This is a genomic window from Cupriavidus oxalaticus, assembly GCF_038900635.1.
GTDB classification, from domain to species: domain Bacteria; phylum Pseudomonadota; class Gammaproteobacteria; order Burkholderiales; family Burkholderiaceae; genus Cupriavidus; species Cupriavidus oxalaticus_B.
Genome location: NZ_JAYMRX010000034.1, coordinates 32,111 through 50,041 on the forward strand (window position 1 = coordinate 32,111; position 17,931 = coordinate 50,041).

Sequence of the window (17,931 nt, forward strand, 5' to 3'; positions counted from 1 at the left end):
TAGTATTTGTCATTTGCATGATGAACACGTCAGAATCCAGATTCGACATACATCGCCAACGCCATCTCCAATGGAAATCCGGCAACTGGAAGCCTTCGCCGCCGTCGTGACCACCGGCAGCGTCACCGCCGCGGGCCGCCTGCTCGGCCGTTCGCAGCCGGCCATCACGCGCCTGATCCAGGAACTGGAGGCCGAACTCGGTTTTGCGCTGTTCACCCGCAGCGGTCCGCGCGTCAGTCCGACGGAACAGGGTTTCCTGCTTTACGACGAGGTCGAGCAGACGCTGGCCGGCATGCAGCAGATCCGCAGCCGCGCCGCGGCGCTGGCACGCGGCGACGGCCGGCCATTGCGCATCGCCGCCACGCCGGCACTGGCCGCCGGCCTGCTGCCGCCCGCGCTGGCGCTGGCGTTCGAGCGCGGCCTGTGCGCGCCGGAACGCGTGGCCGTGCAAGGCGTATCGCCGGAACAGGTCGTGCATGCCGTGCTGACCGGCGCCGCCGACATCGGGCTGAACAGCCTGCCGCTGGAACACCGCGGCGTGACCGTGCACTGGATCGGCCAGTCGGCATGCGTGGCGGCGGTGCGCGCCGACGATCCGCTCGCAGCCCAGGCGGCGATTTCATTGCAGGATTGCCGCCCGCGCCGCATCGTCACCATGCACAACCCCTACCGGCTGCGCCGCCGCGTGGACCGGGCGCTGGCCAGTGCGGGCGTGCCGGCCGCCGGCGTGATCGATACCAACACCTCGATCAACGCGCTGACGCTGGTCCGCGCCGGCCTCGGCATTGCGCTGCTGGAGCCCGTGACCGCGCGCGGGCTGCCGCTGACCGACATCGCGGTGCGCCCGATCGACGCGGATATCCCGTTCTATTTCGGCGTCATCACGCCACAGGCGCGCCCGGCCAGCACCGCCGTGCTGGCGCTGGTGCAGGCGGTGGCGGATGCCGCCGCGGCGCTGCTGCCGAACCTGCTGCTGCGCGACCCGGCCGAGCACGGCGCGCTGCTGCAATCGCTGTACGGCGACACCGGCGCCGACACCGACCTGTTTTCACCGGACACCCTTCTTCCCAGCCATGACTGATCCCACCGCTCCCACCCCCGCCGGCCTGCCCGCCCTCGAGGCGCGCCTGCGCCAGGACCTGTCCTGGCTGGAACTGCCCGCCAAGCCGTGGACCATGCCGCGTACCCATGACGGCCGTGACGTGCTTGACGTCGCCGTGATCGGTGGCGGCATGGCCGGCCTGGCGGCCAGCGCCACGCTGGCGCACCTTGGCATCCGCGTGCGCGCCTTCGACCGTGCGCCGGCCGGTTTCGAGGGCCCGTGGGCCACCACCGCGCGCATGGAAACGCTGCGTTCGCCCAAGCAGTTGACCGGCCCCGCGCTGGGGCTGTCGGCGCTGACCTTCCGCGCCTGGTTCGGCGCTCAGTTCGGTGAGGATGCGTGGCAGGCGCTGGACAAGATCCCGCGGCTGCAATGGATGGACTACCTGCGCTGGTACCGGAAGGTGCTGGACCTCGATATCCGCAACGAGCACCGCGTCGAACGGATCGTGCCGCGCACCGATGGCCTGGTGTCGCTGTCGATGCAGTCCCCCGCGGGCCCGCTGACTGTCCTCGCGCGCCGCGTGGTGCTGGCGACCGGCCGCGACGGCCTCGGCGGCGCCTACGTGCCGCCGCTGGCGGAGGCGCTGCCGCGCCACCTGTGGGCGCACTCGTCCGACGAGATGGACTACGCCACGCTGCGCGGCAAGCGCGTGGGCGTGGTCGGCGCCGGTGCGTCGGCGATGGACAGCGCCGCCACCGCACTCGAAGCCGGCGCGGCCAGCGTCGAGATGCTGGTGCGGCGCGAGGACATCCCGCGCGTCAACAAGAGCAAGGGTGCCGGCAATCCGGGCCTGACCCACGGCCACTATGGTCTCCCCGATTCCTGGAAATGGCGGCTGCGCCATTACATCAACGCCGAGCAGGTGCCGCCGCCGCGCGGCAGCACGCTGCGGGTGTCGCGTCACGCCAATGCGCATTTCAATCTGGGCGCGGCGCTGGAATCGGCCGAAGTGCATGGCGACCTGCTGCACATCGGTACGCCGCGCGGCACGTACGAACTCGATTTCCTGATCTTCTCGACCGGGTTCCGCATCGACCTGGACACCCGTGCGGAATTTGCCGCCTTTGCCCCGCATATCCGCTACTGGCGCGACCGCTACGTGCCGCCGGCAGGCCAGGAAGACCGCGAGCTGTCCGACTCGCCAGACCTGGGCGAATCGTTTGAATTCCAGGAAAAGACCCAGGGCGCGTGCCCGGGCCTGTCGCGCATCCACTGCTTCTGCTACCCGGCTGCGCTGTCCCACGGCACCATTTCCGGCGATATCCCGGCGATCAGCGACGGCGCGCGCCGGCTCGGCCAGGGCATCGCCGCGCTGCTGTACCAGGAAGACGTCGAACTGCACTACGCCGCGCTGCAGGCCTTTGCCGAACCCGAGGTCTTCGGCGACGAATGGACCCCGGCGCTGCCGCCGGCGCATCGCGCCGCACAGGCCTGACCGTAACCACTTGAACCGATACCCGAACCAACAGAGTCCGATGACCCAGACCTCCGCCCCCGCGGTCGACCTGATCGACCAGCTCACCGGCCTGGCGCCCGGCAGCGCCACTTACGCGCTGCGCCACCAGCGCGACAAGGTCGTGGCCGCCACCCAGGGCAGCCATGACACCCTGTTCGACCCGGCCCTGCCCGGCCTGTCGCTCGAAGAACGCCTGCTGGTCGCGCTGTACGCGGCGCGCCTGACGCCGTCCGCGGCGCTCGCGGCGCACTACCGCGCGCGGCTGGAACAACTTGGCGCCGATGCCGCGCACGTGCGCGCCGCCGCCGAAGGCCAGCCTCGGGACATCGCCGAGCCGCGCCTGCGCGCGATGCTGGTGTTCACCCGCACGTTGATCGAAAACCCCGTCGATGGCGACAAGGCCGCGCTGCAGGCGCTGCCCGCGGCGGGCCTGAGCACACCCGCCGTGGTCACGCTGGCACAGCTGATTGCCTTCCTGTCTTACCAGGTCCGGCTGGTAGCCGGCCTGGACGCCTTGAAAGCATTGAACGACACGGTAGGAGCCCAGGCATGAGCGAGATCATCCAATCCCAAGGCTTTACCAACGAAGTGCTGGACTGGAAGGCCTGGCTCGATATCGTCGAACTGGACCAGGCCACGCCCGAACAGGTTGCCGTGCTGGAAGAAAGCCATCCCAAGGCCAAGGTGCAGGACTATTACCGCTTTCTGGTGCACCAGCCGGAGATCCTGCGCCAGCGCTCCACCGCCTTCAACGCGATCATGTACGCGCCCGGCGGCATGCCGCGCGCCGAGCGCGAGCTGGCGACCACGGTGGTGTCGCGCATCAATGGTTGCGTGTACTGCGCCTCGGTGCATGCGCAGCGCTTCGAGCAGCTGGCCAAGCGCAATGATGTCATCAGGGAAGTGTTCGAGGACCCGCGCACTGCTGGCACTACCGAGCGGGAAAAGGCAATCGCGCAGTTCTCGATCGAGCTGACGGAGCGGCCAGCGGAGGTGACCGCGGCACAGCTCAAGCCGTTGCGGGATGCAGGGGTGACGGATGCCGAAATCCTCGACCTGATCCATTCGGTCGCAATTTTTGCGTGGGCAAACCGGTTGATGTTGAATCTTGGGGAGCCGGTGTTTCCGGATCAGGCTGAGGGCTGAAAGCGCTAACGCGCAGCTCGTATGCCGGGAATGTTTGCTCCCCTCTCCCGCTTGCGGGAGCGGGGAGCGTACGCGTGGCTCGATGGCATGCAACCTGCGCTGTCGCAAGCGACAGCTTAGTTGCCGTCGCCCCCGAAATGCACCGCCAGCCAGACCGTCGGCTGCGCTTCGTCCGTCCACGCAACCCGATGCCGGCAATGCGCCGGCAAATGCAGCCAGTCTCCGGGCCGCATCACATGCGGGCCTTCCTCACCCTCGATCTCCAGCGCAGCACTGCCGCTGACTACCAGCACCCACTCGGCCTGCGCGCTGTCGTACCAGAACCCTTCCGGACTGGCCTGCCCGTTGGAGACGATCCGCTCGATTTTCAGGCCAGGCCGCGCCAGCAGCGGCTGGAACACTTCTTCCGCCTGGTTCACCGGCACATCGGCCAGCAAGCTTCCATGCTCGAGCGCCATCAGCGTCTCCGCAGGTTAGGTTGACTCAGTCCGCCGGCCCCGGTGCCAGCACGTCGCGCGCGCCATTGCGGCCCATCGGCGACACCAGGCCCGCGACTTCCATCTGCTCGATCAGGCGCGCAGCGCGGTTGTAGCCGATGCGCAGCTGGCGCTGCACTGCCGAGATCGAGGCGCGCCGGCTGGTCAGCACGAAGGACGCGGCTTCATCGTACAGCGGGTCGGCTTCGCCATCGCCGCCGCCTTCGCCGATCAGGTCGGCGCTGCTGGCCTCGGCCGGGTCCCCGGCCAGGATGGCTTCATCGTAATCGGGCTCGCCGAACTGCTTCCAGTGTTCCACCACGCGGTGCACTTCCTCGTCGGCGACGAAGGCGCCATGCACGCGCTGCGGGTAGCCGGTGCCCGGCGGCAGGAACAGCATGTCGCCCTGGCCGAGCAGGCTCTCGGCGCCCATCTGGTCGAGGATGGTGCGCGAATCGATCTTGGACGAAACCTGGAACGCGACACGCGTCGGGATATTGGCCTTGATCAGGCCTGTGATCACGTCGACCGACGGGCGCTGCGTCGCCAGGATCAGGTGGATGCCGGCGGCGCGGGCCTTCTGGGCCAGGCGCGCGATCAGTTCTTCGATCTTCTTGCCGGCGACCATCATCAGGTCGGCCAGCTCGTCGATCACCACCACGATCATCGGCAGCCGCGACAGCGGCTCGGGCGCATCCGGCGTCAGCGAGAACGGGTTGGGCACCTTGCGCTCGGCAGCCTCGGCGGCGCGGATCTTCTGGTTGTAGCCGGCCAGGTTGCGCACGCCCAGCGCCGACATCAGCTTGTAGCGCTTTTCCATCTCGCCGACGCACCAGTTGAGCGCGTGCGCGGCCTGCTTCATGTCGGTGACCACCGGCGACAGCAAGTGCGGGATGCCCTCATAGACCGAGAGCTCGAGCATCTTGGGGTCGATCATGATCAGGCGCACATCTTCCGGCGTGGCCTTGTACAGCATCGACAAGATCATTGCGTTGACCGCGACCGACTTGCCCGAGCCGGTGGTGCCTGCCACCAGCAGGTGCGGGGCGCGTGCCAGGTCGGTGACCACCGGGTTGCCGGTGATGTCCTTGCCCATCGCCAGCACCAGGCGCGAATGGTGCGCCTGGAACGAGGCGGCCTGGACGATCTCGGACAGCCGGATCATCTGCCGGCGCGCGTTGGGCAGCTCCAGGCCCATGCAGGTCTTGCCCGGGATGGTCTCGACCACGCGGATCGAGGTCACGCCGAGCGCGCGGGCCAGGTCCTTCATCAGGCCTACGACTTGTGCGCCGCGCACGCCCATGGCGGGCTCTACCTCGAAGCGCGTGATGACCGGCCCGGCATCGGCGCCGACCACGGCGACGGGCACCTTGAACTCGGCCAGGCGCTGCGCGATCAGTTCACCGGTTTCGCGCAGGCGCTCTTCCGACACCTGTTCGCCGCTGTCGAGCTGGTTTTCCAGCAGGTCGGCGGGTGGCAGGCGGTAGTCGACCGGCGGGCGGGGCGCTGGCGCTACGGGAGCCGGCGCGGGTGTGGGAGCGGGCTGGCTCGTGCCCAGCGGCACCGTGCGGCCCACCACGGCCGGCAGGACGATGCGGGGCTTGGCCACAGGCGCTGCGGGCGCGAGCGGTGCCGGCCCGGATGCAACGGTTGCTTCGGCAGGTTCTGCCGCCGCCGCGAGCGCGGCGGGCGCTACTTTTTCTTCCGGCTGGATGGCTTCGGTTGACTCGACTGTTTCAACGGTCTCGACTGCTTCAATGACCTGAGCCGACTCGACGACCTCAGCGGACTCAGCGGACTCAGCGGCCGTAGCCGTAGCCGTAGCCGACTCAGCGAGCACAGCAGACTCAACGACCTCAACGACCTCAGCGGCCTCAACGACCTCAGCGGCCTCAACGGCTTCAACGGCTTCAACGGCTTCAACGGCTTCAACGGCTTCAACGGCTTCAACGGCTTCAACGGCTTCAACGGCTTCAACGGCTTCAACGGCTTCAACGGCCTCAGCAGTTTCAATGATCTCAGCAGTTTCAACGGCCTCAGCGGCTTCAAAGGCCTCAGCAACCTCCGCCTCGGCCGCAGGTTCGCCTGCTTCGCTATCTGCAACGGCTTCGCCAACCAAACCATTGCCGTCCATCAGCGTTTCCGGGTCCCGGTCGGGGGCAGGTTCGGCCGAATCCGGTGCAGCCCCACTCCCCTCCTCCATCGCCGTGATAGCAACTGCCTGTGCCACGGCACCGACATCGCGAGTGTCGTCAGCCTGCACTGCGCCCGCTGGCTGGATTTCCAACGGTGTTTCGTCTGCCTGGATCGGGCCGTCTGCCTCGGCCTTCGGCGCAGCATCGATTTCGGCCGCAGCAGCCGTCGCGTCGGCGACGCCGGCCACCGCCAGCGCTATTACGGGGATTTCAGGAACTTCGGCGACTGTCGGGACGGATGCAGGCTGCTCGCCAGCCTTGCCCGCGAGCGCCTGCAATTCGGCTAACAGATCCAGGGCTTCCTGTCGGATGGCTGCCAGCGTGACGGCGTCGATATCCGCGGCAATGTGCGGGGCAATCTCCGCGGCAATGTCCTTGTCGATAGCTGGCAGCGCAGCCGATTCCTCTGCCACGTCTACCGGCGCCGTGGCGTCGGGCTCGATCACAACGGCGTCAGTTGCGATGGTTGTGTCGGCTCCGGCCACCGGCATGTCCGGCGCTGCCGGTTCGGCGATGGCAATCGCGGGCTCGACCGCTGCCTGGACAACGCTGGCCTCCGTGGCAGGTACAGCCGCTGCGGCAGCCGATGGCACCGTTGCGGCCTTGGCCTGTGCCTCAGGCAAAGTCGTGATCGACGAGCGCACCAGGGGCTGCGGCTGTCGGAACGGGCTGCTGACCACAGTCGCGCGCGGGGGTTGCGCAGGACGTGCGGCCACCGCTGCCGGTGCCGACGCTGCAGCCGCTGCAACTGCTGTGGGCTTGCGTGGCGCCGGCGCCGGCGCCGGTGCGGGCCGTGGCGCCGGCGCCGCTTGCGCAACGCCCTGGGCCGCGCCGGCTGCCGCAGCGGAGGTCCCCGCCGCGCGCACGGTCTTGCCTGCCGCCGGCGCATCGGCAGCATGCAGCCAGAGCTCGCCCGGCTGCGGCGGCGATTCACGGGTACGCCGCGGCGGCTGCCAGGCAGGCTGGCGCCGCGCCGAGACCGCTTCGAAGCTGCGGTGGCGCTGGGGCGGCGCGCTCCAGTTGCCCTGGGCACCGGTGGCCGTTTCGCGGCGCTCGGCTTCGCGCGGCGCCGGCGGCGTGAAGGTATTGGCGAACGGGTTGGTGAAGGCAGGCGCCGGCTCGTCTGCCGGAGCATCAGGGGCCGCGGCGCGACGCTGCTTGCGCGCGAACAGGCCGCGCCAGGTTTCGCCGAACACCATCGGTGCCGCCAGCGCCAGCACGCCCAGCATCAGCAGCAAGGCACCGGTCCAGCCAAACAGGTTGCCGAACATGCCGGCAAGCGCGCGTCCCGCGGAACCGCCTGCGGTGGACTCCGGGTCGGTCCCGCCGGTGAGCGCCTCAAGGCTGGCGCTGGCACACAGCACGGCCAGCGTACCGAGCCAAGTCCGCAGCGAGCCCGGCCCGGCCAGCCGGCGATCGCCGGCAAGCCAGCGCCCGGCCATCCGCCAGACCAGCGGCAGCACCCAGAAAGTCGAGAATCCGAACCAGCCCAAACCCATTATCGACATGCCATGTTCAAAACTACGGGCAGCGATTGTAGCGGGTATGGCAGCGGGTCATTGAACCGGAAAGCGCAAATATTCGTAACGCACTGCGTTTCACCGGCTTTTATCGCCGGTTTCGCTGCGTCATGGAGACAGATCCGCAGCGCCTGCCCGGCAGGCTCGCCCACTGCTGGCCGGCGCGGCGCTGCCGCGCTACCATGCCCGGATGCGCTCGCCGCGCCCTCCCCTCCCATGCCGATCCGCTACGCTACCCTGCGCATCCTCGTTGTCGAAGACCACCCGTTCCAGCGGCTCGCGGCCGAGGGACTGCTGCGGCAATTGGGCGTGCAGACCGTGGTGTCGGCGCAGAGCGGCATGCAGGCCGCCGAGTTGCTCGGGCGCCAGCCGTTCGATGCCGTGCTGTGCGACATCGAGATGCCCGGCGGCAATGGCCCGGAACTGATCGCCGAACTGCATCGCCGCGGCGCGCAGGCGTTTGCCGCGGCACCGCCGGTCTGGGTCTGGGTTACCGCGCTGGCCGAAGACATCCTCGAATCGAACCGCAGCCTGGCGCATGCCGCGGGCATTGCGCGCGTGCATGCCTTGCGCAAGCCGCTCTCGCGCGATGCCGTGGAAGAGGTCCTGGCCGCCGCGCTGGCGCCCGGCCAGGAAGACGACGCACAGCTGCCCGCCTGCTTGCCCGACGATGCCGAGCTGACCGCCGCGGCACGCTCCGGCGACGGCCTGCTGGTGATGCTGCAGCCGCAGCACGATCTTGCCAGCGGCCGGCTGGCCGGCGCCGAAGCGCTGGTGCGCTGGCGCCATCCGGTGCACGGACTGCTGCGCCCCGATGCCTTTATCCCGCGCCTCGAAGCGCTGGATGCCGCCGACACGGTGTTTGGATTCGTCGTGCGCCAGTGCCTGGCGGTACAGCAGCAGTTGCAGGCGGCAGGCATCGACATCGCGCTGGGCATCAACGCCTCGGCGCAGACCCTGTGCCGGCCGGGCGTGCTGGAACAGCTCGATACGCTGGTGGCGGCCAGCGGCGTGCCGCCGCGCGCATTGACGGTGGAACTGACCGAAGGCTATCCCGTGCCCGACACCGTAGCGCTGTCGGTCGCGCTGAACCGGCTGCGGCTGATGGGCTACGGCGTGGCGATCGACGATTTCGGCATCGGCATCGCCACGCTCAAGCTGCTGGCGGACCTGCCCTTCACCCAGCTCAAGCTGGACCGCTATTTCGTCGAGCAGATCGACGGCCACGGCCAGCGCGAAGCCATTTGCCGCCACATGATCGCGATGGCGCGCGACCTGGGGCTGGAATGCGTGGCCGAGGGCGTGGAAACGGAATCGCAGCGGGCAGCGCTGCGCGCGCTGCGCTGCCCGCTTGGCCAGGGCTACCTGTGGTCGGCGCCCAAACCCATTGATGCCTTTATCGCCGAGGCGATCGAGCGCGCTCCGCGCCCCGGCTAGCGCGGGCTATTGCCCCGCGCGGAACGGGTATTTGGCAAAGATCTGCCCCACGACCTTGTCGATGCGCTGCTGCGCATCGGCCTTGTCGCCGGTATCCACGCTGCCCACCGCCACGCCTTCCCACACCAGCTTCTTCTCGCGGGCATCGACCAGGTCGATATTGAGCGTGCCTTCGGTGTAGGTATAGACGTCGTTGTAGAAGCCGTAGCCGGGCCACGGCGCATAGAGGCCGCCGCGATAGCCGTAATAGCCCATCATCGGCGCCGGCGCCGGGCTGACCTGGACCTTTTCCTGCAACCGCGCGTTGAAGTTGACCAGCAGATCAGGCGACTGCTGCGCGTAGCGGTAGCCGCGCGCGGTCATCTCGCGCTGTACCGCGCCCTTCAGGTACTGGGTGGTCAGGCTCTCGTATCCCTGTCGGTCGGTGCCCAGGTGCTCGACGAAGCCGAAGCTGCGGTAGGCGCTGAAGTTGGTCGAGCGGTTGTAGTCGGTCTTGATGTCGGGGGCGCTGGCGCAGCCTGCCAGGGTCAGCGCCACCGCCACCAGCGGGAAAGACAGCCGGAAGGATTTCACGATACATCTCCAGAGGCCACGGTCACGCGTCCACGCAGCACCCTTGCCCATCCACGGCACCGGAACGCCACGATGCCGCGCGGCGACGCACCCGGGAGCTAGTTGAGCTTCCCGTTGATGCCGCCCACACTGAGCCGGCCAGCGCCCAGCAACGCCACGGCCAGCGCGGCGCCGAGGAACATGCCCTGCAGTTCCAGCGCCCAGCCGCCGGTATCGGCGAGCATGCCGAACTGCTTGCTGTGCACCAGGAACATCGCAAACAGCATGTTGATGGCGACGATGATCGCCGCCAGCCGGCTCCACAACCCGATGATCAGCAGGATCGGCGCCACCAGTTCGCCGATATAGACACCATAGGCGACCCAGGCCGGCAACCCCGCATCCGCGACCACCTTCGACACGAAACCGATGCCGGATGCGCCGGTCACCTTGGCGATGCCGTGCATCAGGATCAGCACGCCAAGCACGATGCGCAGCAGCGCCTTGCCCAAATCCTGGGAACCCTGAGAGCCACCCATGGCCATTCTCCTTGCCGAGTTGTACGGGAACGGTCCGGCTCCCATGCGCCTTTACCCTCACGCGCGGGTGCCGCCCCTGTACCTTAGTGCGAGCCGGCGTGAAGGTAAAGCCGCAATTGCCAGACTTGTCCGCTATGCGCCGCCGGCCCGCGCGGCCACGATCCGCGCCGTGTCCGGGCCTCTCGCCGATCGCCCCATACGTACCCTGGCGCGTTGGACGCTAGACCACTCTGTGCATGGCCGGCTGCCTCGGCTCGACCATGCCGACCTTGCGCGCGCACTCGGGCAGGATCTCGCCGAGGAAATCGAGAAAGCGCCGGGTCGCCGGCGTGACGCCTTTGCGCGACGGGAACACCGCGTGCAGCGTGCCGACCGGCATCTCGTACTGGGGCAGCAGCAGTTCAAGCTGGCCGCTGTCGATGGCGTCGCGGCAGTACATGCGAGGCAGCATGGCCACGCCCACACCGGCGATCGCCGCCTCGCGCAGCAGCGCGAATTCATCGGTGACCAGGCGCGGATCGTAGCCGATCTGGATGGTTTCGCCGGGCTTGCAGCGCAGCGTCCAGACATGCTTGCCGTCATGCGGGTGCTGGCCGACCCCGGGCATGCCGTCGAGCGCCTGCGGCGTGCGCGGCCGGCCGATGCTGTCGAGCAGCCCGGGACTCGCCACCAGCATCAGCTGGCTTTCGCCGAAGGTGCGCACGGCCAGGCTCGAGTCTTCCATCACCTCGCGCACCCGCAGCGCCAGGTCGAAGCCTTCCGCGATCACGTCGACACGCCGGTTGGTCGCCTCCAGCTCGATCCGCACCGCCGGGTTGGCCCGCATGAAATGGCCGATGGCCGGCGCCAGCAGGATCTGCGCGATCGCCACCGGGCAGCTCACGCGCAGCGTGCCGCCGGGCTGCTCGCGCGCCTGCTCGATCACTTCGCGCGCGGCCTGCGCCTCGTTGAGCATGGCCCGGCAACGTTCGTAGAACGACTCGCCAAGCGGCGTCACGCGCACCTGGCGCGTGGTCCGGCGCAGCAGTTGCACGCCCAGGTCGCGCTCGAGCTGGGCGATGCGCCGGCTCAGGCGCGACTTGGGGACGCCGGTGGCGCGGCTGGCCGCAGAGAAGCTGCCGTGTTCCACCACCTGCGCGAACAGGGACAGGTCGTTGAGGTCTTGCATGACGGTTTGGCGTGGCGTTGCATCGATAGAACAATCATTTGCATTTTGCCTCACTACCGATACCAATGGCCAGCCAGTATCTTTCCTCCATCGCAACCGCCCCTTCGTGGAGAAAGACATGAACATCCTGCAGATCGATTCCAGCGTCCTCGGCGACAACTCTGTTTCGCGCAACCTGACCGCCAGCGTGGTGGCCGACCTGGTCGCGGCCAACCCTGAGGCCAAGGTCACCGTGCGCAACCTGGACCAGGATGCGCCGGCGCACCTGTCGGGCAACCTGCTGCCGGTGCTGGGCGGTCCCAAGGATGGCCTGAACGCCGTGCAGCAAGCCGAGCTGGAGCGCACCGAGCAGTTCCTGGCCGAATTCCTCGCCGCCGACGTGCTGGTGCTGGGCGTGCCGCAGTACAACTTCGGCATCCCGAGCCAGCTCAAGGCCTGGATCGACCGTATCGCGCAGGCTGGCCGCACCTTCAAGTACACCGAGAACGGCCCGGTCGGCCTGGCCGGCGGCAAGCGCGTGATCGTGGTGTCGTCGCGCGGCGGCGTGCGCCAGGATGCGAATGCGCTGGACCTGCACGAAGTCACCGTCGACGTGGTGCTGCGCTTCCTCGGCATCACCGACATCACCTATGTGCGCGCCCACGGCCTGGCCATGGGTCCGCAGTTCCGCGAAGCCGGGCTGGCCAGCGCCCGCACCGAAGTCGCGGCACTGAACGACGCCACCCCGCTGGCCGCCTGATGGCTGGCTGGAATGGCTGAAATGGCTGACTGAGGCCAGCGGGCCGCGGCGCGCCGTGTAGGACGGCGCCGGCTCGCCCCGGCAACGGATCGGGTCTATGATGGATCGGGGCGCTAAGGCGCCCCGCGTGCCATTGGCGGCACGAAGGCGCAGGCGGCAAGGCCGCGCCGGCAGGCCGCCTGCAGTCATCGATCGATCCATTCCGGGAGCCCGCATGACTTCAGCCCTGTTGCCCGCCGCCGCCCTCCATCCTCCGCACGAACCCGCCCTGCTTTCGCAGTATCGCCACGTCCGCGCCAGCACCGAGACGCTGGTGGCCGACCTGTCCGATGCCGATGCCACCGTGCAGTCGATGGATGACGCCAGTCCGGCGAAATGGCACCTGGCGCACACCACCTGGTTCTTCGAGGAATTCGTGCTGGCCGCGCGCATTCCCGACTATGAGCCGGTGGACCCGGACTACCGCTACCTGTTCAACTCCTATTACGAGGCAGTCGGCCCGCGCCATCCGCGCCCGCGGCGCGGCCTGCTGACGCGCCCCTCGCTGGACGAGGTACTGGCCTACCGCGAGGCCGTGGACGAGTCGATGATGGCGCTGCTCGGCAGCGCCCAGACCGACGCCGAGGCCGCGCTGATCACGCTCGGCCTGCAGCACGAGCAGCAGCACCAGGAACTGTTGCTGACCGACATCCTGCACCTGTTCGCGCAGAACCCGCTGCGGCCGGCCTTTGCGCCGGAGTTGCCCGAGCCGGTGATTGCTGACCCGCGCCCGGCGCCCGACTGGATCGGCTTTGACGGCGGCGTGGTCGAGATCGGCCATCGCGGCGAGAGCTTTGCCTTTGACTGCGAGACGCCGCGCCACAAGGTCTACCTGCAGCCGTTCACGCTGTGCTCGCACCCGGTCACCAACCGACAGTGGTTCGAGTTCATCGACGACGGCGGCTATCAGACCGCCGGCCTGTGGCTGTCCGACGGCTGGCGCTGGGTCGGCGAGCAAGGCATCCAGGCGCCGCTGTACTGGGAAGCGCGCGAGGGCACGTGGTGGCAGATGACGCTGCGCGGCATGCATCCGGTCGATCCGGACAGCCCCGTCACGCATATCAGCTTCTACGAGGCCGACGCCTTTGCACGCTGGGCGGAGCGCAGGCTGCCGACCGAGGCGGAATGGGAGCACGCCTCGCGCAGCCTGCCGGCGACGGGGAATTTTGTCGAAGGCCGCGCGCTGCGGCCGCTGCCCGACCGGCAGAACACCTCGGGCGTGCTGCGCCAGATGTTCGGCGATGTCTGGGAATGGACCGGCAGCGCCTTCCTGCCTTACCCCGGCTTCCGCCCGAACGCGGGCGCGGTCGGCGAGTACAACGGCAAGTTCATGAGCAGCCAGATGGTGCTGCGCGGCGGGTCGTGCGTCACGCCCGAATCGCATATCCGGGCAACTTACCGCAACTTCTTCTACCCGCACCAGCGCTGGCAGTTCACGGGCGTGCGGCTGGCGGACGACGCCTAGGCGCGGCGCCGGGTGTCGGCGCGGTGTCAGCGCGGTGTCAGCCAGCGCCAGGCCAGCCATGCCAGCAAGCCCCACAGCAGCACGATGACCACGGCGGCCGCGCGATTGCGCGGCCGTTGCGCATGGGAGGCCTGCCAGGCCTGGGCGCGGCCGCGGCATTCCTCGGTGACCGCGGGCGGGATCATCCGCAAGGCAAGCCAGATGCCCAGCGGCACCAGCACGACATCGTCGAGGTAGCCCAGCACCGGGATGAAATCGGGAATCAGGTCGATCGGGCTGAAGGCATAGCCGACCACCAGCACCGCCAGCAGCCGCGCGCCCCGCGGCGCGCCGGGGTGGCGGCTGCAGAACCACAGCGTCACCAGGCTGGCCTTGAGCAGCCGTGCCCACTGGCGCAGGCGGCCGGGTGCGGCCGTGGCGGCCTGTGCATCCATGTTGGCGCCCCTTACCAGCCCTTGGTCTGGGGCGCAGCCGGCGCGGTGGCGGGACGCTGGCCGCCCGGTGTTCCGGTGGGCGCCTTCAGCGGCGGCGCCGGCACGATCGGCGTCTGCGGATACATCTTCTGCCAGCGCGACTTCAGGCCATTGGCGATCTCGGCCTGGTTGTAGCGCTCGGCAAAGTCGATCACAGTCATGCCCTGCTGGTTCTTCAGGCGCATGTCGGCGCCTTCGTCCAGCAGCAGCTTGACGGTCTCGATATGGCCGGCGCGCGCGGCCATCATCAGTGGCGTGGTGCCGTTGGGTGACTCCGCGTCGATATACGCGGCATGGTCGACCAGGTACTTGACCACGTTGTTATGGCCATTGGTGGCGGCGTAATGCAGCGGGGTCCAGCCGGTCTTGTTGATCTCGGCCTCCATCTCGTCGACCATCAGCTTGACCATGTCGAGCTGGCCCTGCAGCGCCGCCATCATCAGCGGGGTCTCCCCGGCGGGGTTGGCCTTGTCGAAATCGATGTCCTTGGCGCGGATCAGCACCGTTGCCACCTTGAGCGATTTCTCGCGCAGCGCCAGCACCAGCGCCGGGTTGCCGCGGCTGTCGACGATATTGGGATCGACGCCCTTGGCCAGCAGCTTCTTGACGGTATTGGCGTCATCGAACTCGACCGCCTTGCGCATGTCGTCGGCCGGGGCGGCCTGCGCCAGCGTGGCCACTGCCAGCACCACGGCGCCGGCAGCGCGGCGGACAGACTTCAGGTCAAACATGAGCATTCCTGTCGATATGCTTGAATAGGTTGAAGAAATTTTCCGTGGTCTGCTCTGCCACTTGCTCCACCGGCACCCCCCTCAGTTGCGCAATGAACTCGCCAACGTGGCGCACCCAGGCCGGCTCGTTGGTCTTGCCGCGGTAAGGCACGGGTGCCAGGTAGGGTGAATCGGTCTCGATCAGCATGCGGTCGAGCGGCACCTTGCGCGCGGTCTCCTGCAGATCGGCGGCGCTCTTGAAGGTGACGATGCCGGAAAACGAGATATGGAAGCCCTGGTCCAGCGCCTGCCGGGCCACGTCCCAGGTCTCGGTAAAGCAGTGCATCACGCCGCCCGCTTCGCCCGCATTTTCTTCACGCATCAGCCGCAGCGTGTCGTCGGCGGACGAACGGGTATGGATGATCAGCGGCTTGCCGGTCTGGCGCGCGGCACGGATATGGTTGCGGAAGCGTTCACGCTGCCATTCCATGTCGGCGATGCTGCGGCCGTTGAGGCGGTAGTAGTCCAGCCCGGTCTCGCCGGTGCCGACCACGCGCGGGTGCGCCGACAGCTCGACCAGACGCTCGACGGAAGGGTCCTCCCCCTCTTCATAGTCGGGATGCACGCCGACAGAGGCATAGAGGTTGGGATGCTGCTCGGCCAGCGCCAGCACGCGCGGGAAGTCCTCCAGCGTCACCGAGATGCACAGCGCATGCGTGACCTGGTTGGCGCGCATGTTTTCCAGCAGTTCGGGCAGGCGCGCGACCAGCTCGGGGAAATCGATATGGCAGTGGGAATCGACAAACATGGGAAATCTCTTGTCCTCGGCTCTATGTTCGGCCGTTCAGGCCTGCTGCCCGCCATCCACGCGGAGACCGAGGATGATCAGGTCGCGCTCGACGCCGTCCAGCACCGCCACGCGCGGCAGGTCGCCCCAGCGGGTAAATCCCATCGCGGCGAACAGGCCCAGGCTGGGGGCATTGTGGCCAAAGATAAAGCCGAGCAGTGTATTCACGCCGACCGCGGGCGCATGGTCGATGGCCTGCTGCAGCAGGTACCGGCCCAGCCCCTGGCCCCGGCGCTCGGCGTCCAGGTAGATCGAGACCTCCGCGGTGCCGCCATAGGCCGGGCGGCCATAGAAATCCGAGAAGCTCATCCAGCCGGCCATGCGGCCGTCGGCGTCTTCGCAAACCCATAGCGGGCGGCGTCCCGGCTGGTGGGCGTCGAACCAGGCCTGGCGCGAAGCCACCGTGACGGGCTCGGTGTCGGCGGTGACCATGCGCGACGGCACGGTGCTGTTATAGATGGCCACGATGCCCGGCAGGTCGCGGGGCTCGGCAATACGCAGTGAAAAACGGGAAGAATTCATTAACTATCAATGGATTACGAAACCATCTTCGCAATCTTCATAAGGTTTGCGTGGGGCGCCCGGACTCCAGCATCTTGCCCAGGATCTCCTCCACCGCGCGGCGCAGGTTGCGCCCGTTGTCGTCGTCGGGGAAGTGTACGCCGACGCCGGGAGTCTTCATCGGCGTGCCCGCCGGCGTAATCCAGGCCACCTGGCCCGCGATCTGGTACTTCTGCGGCCGGTCCAGCAGGGACAGCACCAGGAACACCTGCTCGCCCAGCCGGAACGGCCGGTTCGACGGCACGAAAATGCCGCCGCGCGCCAGGAACGGCATATAGGCCGCGTACAGCCCGGCCTGGTCCTTGATCGACAAGGACAGCACATTGGGACGCGCTGCAGCCCCGCTGCCGGTCGGCGCGCCCAGCGGAGGGGGCGGTGGCGCCCCGGTTACCGCAGTGTTCATGGTTGACCCCCTGAATGACAATGCTGCTTGTTGTTATGGCTTTGTGCTGCAACGGCGCTGCTTTATCGGAACAGCTGCCGGTATTCCAGAAATACCGCCTCCATCACCAGCCGAGCCGCCAGCGGATGGTTCTCGCTGCGGCGATGCGCGGTCAGCCGCGTCGCATAGGCTTGCAGCCGGTGCGCGTCGGTGGCCCCGGCGCAACGTGCCAGCGCTGCGCGCTCCTTTGGAAAGTAGCGCGGTGCGGTGCCGCCGGCGGCATCCAGCCGCAGCTTCAGCAGATCGTACGTCCAGCGCTGCAGGATGCCAAGCACGGCGGGCACCGGCAGCTTCTGCAGTTGTTCGGCGGCCGCAGAGGCGTCGAACGCGGCGCCCGCACCCAGTTGGCTGACCAGCAGGCGTTGCAGCGGCTGCTCCTCGGCCTCGGCAGCGTGCAGCGCGGTCAGCGGCGAACCACCGGCCTGCGCCAGCTGGGCCTCGGCATCGGCAACCCCCTGGCCTTGCAGCCACGCGAGCGCGGCCTCCGGCGTCGGGCGTTGCGCCGAGAACTGGCGGCAGCGCGACAGGATGGTCGGCAGGATACGGTCCAGCCGGTCTGTCACCAGCAGGAATACGGTCGACGGGGGCGGTTCCTCCAGCGTCTTCAGCAGCGCGTTGGCGCCCTCTGTCTGCAACGCATCGAGCGGATACACGACCACCACGCGCAGGCCCGCGCGGTGCGTGCCGACGCCCACCGCCTCGATCAGCGCACGCACCTGCTCCATGCGGATGATCTTGCTCGGCGCCTTTTTCTTGCCGCCCTCGTCGGTATCGGGCTCGCCCGAGGCGTCCAGCGCCTCGGGGCGCACCACGGTGAAATCGGGGTGATTGCCCTGGCTGAACCAGTGGCACGCGGAACACTGGCCGCAGGGCTGGCCGTCGGGCAGCGGCGCCTCGCACAGCAAGCCTTGCGCGAAATGCAGCGCCAGGTCGCGCTTGCCGATGCCTTGCTGGCCATGGATCAGCAAGGCATGCGGAAGCCGTTCGCGCAGGATGCCGAGCCGTTGCCAGTCTTCCTTCTGCCAGGGATAGAGCATGTGAATCAGGGAGTTAGCCGCGGT

Annotated in this window: 18 protein-coding genes; 7 read left to right on the forward strand and 11 right to left on the reverse strand. The window is 68.2% G+C overall.

Annotation, left to right across the window (positions count from 1 at the left end; translation table 11 throughout):
- The first annotated feature begins 70 nt into the window (after positions 1–70).
- The 4 genes from VSR71_RS32035 to VSR71_RS32050 are packed head-to-tail and all read left to right on the forward strand — an operon-like array spanning position 71 to position 3,707.
- Positions 71–1,081, forward strand: a complete 1,011-nt coding sequence (locus tag VSR71_RS32035) for a LysR family transcriptional regulator (RefSeq protein ID WP_342917581.1) — start codon at positions 71–73, stop codon at positions 1,079–1,081.
- Positions 1,074–2,540, forward strand: a complete 1,467-nt coding sequence (locus VSR71_RS32040; protein ID WP_342917582.1) for an NAD(P)/FAD-dependent oxidoreductase — start codon at positions 1,074–1,076, stop codon at positions 2,538–2,540. Before VSR71_RS32035 ends, VSR71_RS32040 begins: the two co-directional genes overlap by 8 nt.
- Positions 2,541–2,580: 40 nt before the next feature.
- The gene (locus VSR71_RS32045; RefSeq protein ID WP_342917583.1) at positions 2,581–3,114 is read left to right on the forward strand and encodes a CMD domain protein; all 534 of its coding nucleotides are present in this window, start codon (positions 2,581–2,583) and stop codon (positions 3,112–3,114) included.
- Positions 3,111–3,707 carry a peroxidase-related enzyme gene (locus VSR71_RS32050; RefSeq protein WP_342917584.1) on the forward strand — a complete coding sequence of 199 codons (597 nt, stop codon included), beginning with the start codon at positions 3,111–3,113 and terminating at the stop codon, positions 3,705–3,707. Before VSR71_RS32045 ends, VSR71_RS32050 begins: the two co-directional genes overlap by 4 nt.
- Before the next feature lie 116 nt (positions 3,708–3,823).
- Here VSR71_RS32050 and VSR71_RS32055 read toward each other — a convergent pair whose 3' ends face one another.
- Together VSR71_RS32055 and VSR71_RS32060 are read right to left on the reverse strand one after the other, a co-directional pair.
- Complete coding sequence (locus VSR71_RS32055; RefSeq protein ID WP_342917585.1) at positions 3,824–4,165, reverse strand: cupin domain-containing protein; 342 nt, start codon at positions 4,163–4,165, stop codon at positions 3,824–3,826.
- 25 nt (positions 4,166–4,190) lie between these two features.
- Positions 4,191–7,877 (reverse strand): DNA translocase FtsK 4TM domain-containing protein, encoded by a 3,687-nt coding sequence (locus VSR71_RS32060; RefSeq protein ID WP_342917610.1) that lies wholly within the window; start codon positions 7,875–7,877, stop codon positions 4,191–4,193.
- Positions 7,878–8,114: 237 nt separating this feature from the next.
- Between VSR71_RS32060 and VSR71_RS32065 the strand changes: the two genes are divergently transcribed.
- Positions 8,115–9,335, forward strand: a complete 1,221-nt coding sequence (locus VSR71_RS32065) for an EAL domain-containing response regulator (protein ID WP_342917586.1) — start codon at positions 8,115–8,117, stop codon at positions 9,333–9,335.
- Positions 9,336–9,341: 6 nt separating this feature from the next.
- Here VSR71_RS32065 and VSR71_RS32070 read toward each other — a convergent pair whose 3' ends face one another.
- From VSR71_RS32070 to VSR71_RS32080, 3 genes are all read right to left on the reverse strand, one after another.
- Positions 9,342–9,908: a DUF4136 domain-containing protein gene (locus tag VSR71_RS32070; RefSeq protein ID WP_342917587.1), complete on the reverse strand. Its 567-nt coding sequence runs from the start codon at positions 9,906–9,908 to the stop codon at positions 9,342–9,344.
- Between the two features lie 98 nt (positions 9,909–10,006).
- Positions 10,007–10,426, reverse strand: coding sequence for a DoxX family protein (locus VSR71_RS32075; RefSeq protein WP_342917588.1), 420 nt, complete (start codon positions 10,424–10,426; stop codon positions 10,007–10,009).
- Positions 10,427–10,646: 220 nt separating this feature from the next.
- A complete protein-coding gene (locus VSR71_RS32080) occupies positions 10,647–11,594 on the reverse strand; it encodes a LysR family transcriptional regulator (RefSeq protein WP_342917589.1) in 948 nt (315 codons plus the stop codon).
- A gap of 118 nt (positions 11,595–11,712) precedes the next feature.
- Here VSR71_RS32080 and VSR71_RS32085 point away from each other — a divergent pair, with 118 nt between their 5' ends.
- Together VSR71_RS32085 and egtB are read left to right on the forward strand one after the other, a co-directional pair.
- On the forward strand, positions 11,713–12,333 hold the full coding sequence (locus VSR71_RS32085) for an FMN-dependent NADH-azoreductase (protein ID WP_342917590.1): 621 nt from the start codon (positions 11,713–11,715) through the stop codon (positions 12,331–12,333).
- A gap of 214 nt (positions 12,334–12,547) precedes the next feature.
- Complete coding sequence (egtB, locus tag VSR71_RS32090) at positions 12,548–13,837, forward strand: ergothioneine biosynthesis protein EgtB (protein ID WP_342917591.1); 1,290 nt, start codon at positions 12,548–12,550, stop codon at positions 13,835–13,837.
- Positions 13,838–13,863: 26 nt separating this feature from the next.
- On the opposite strand, the gene VSR71_RS32095 is transcribed toward egtB, so the two are convergent.
- From VSR71_RS32095 to VSR71_RS32120, 6 genes are all read right to left on the reverse strand, one after another.
- Positions 13,864–14,271 carry a YkvA family protein gene (locus VSR71_RS32095; protein WP_342917592.1) on the reverse strand — a complete coding sequence of 136 codons (408 nt, stop codon included), beginning with the start codon at positions 14,269–14,271 and terminating at the stop codon, positions 13,864–13,866.
- Positions 14,272–14,282: 11 nt separating this feature from the next.
- Positions 14,283–15,041 (reverse strand): ankyrin repeat domain-containing protein, encoded by a 759-nt coding sequence (locus VSR71_RS32100; RefSeq protein ID WP_342917593.1) that lies wholly within the window; start codon positions 15,039–15,041, stop codon positions 14,283–14,285.
- Positions 15,034–15,828: a TatD family hydrolase gene (locus VSR71_RS32105; RefSeq protein ID WP_342917594.1), complete on the reverse strand. Its 795-nt coding sequence runs from the start codon at positions 15,826–15,828 to the stop codon at positions 15,034–15,036. Before VSR71_RS32105 ends, VSR71_RS32100 begins: the two co-directional genes overlap by 8 nt.
- A 36-nt stretch (positions 15,829–15,864) precedes the next feature.
- Complete coding sequence (locus VSR71_RS32110) at positions 15,865–16,389, reverse strand: N-acetyltransferase family protein (protein WP_342917595.1); 525 nt, start codon at positions 16,387–16,389, stop codon at positions 15,865–15,867.
- A gap of 37 nt (positions 16,390–16,426) precedes the next feature.
- A complete protein-coding gene (locus tag VSR71_RS32115; protein WP_342917596.1) occupies positions 16,427–16,831 on the reverse strand; it encodes a PilZ domain-containing protein in 405 nt (134 codons plus the stop codon).
- Between the two features lie 62 nt (positions 16,832–16,893).
- Positions 16,894–17,907 (reverse strand): DNA polymerase III subunit delta', encoded by a 1,014-nt coding sequence (locus VSR71_RS32120; RefSeq protein WP_342917597.1) that lies wholly within the window; start codon positions 17,905–17,907, stop codon positions 16,894–16,896.
- Positions 17,908–17,931 lie beyond the last annotated feature (24 nt).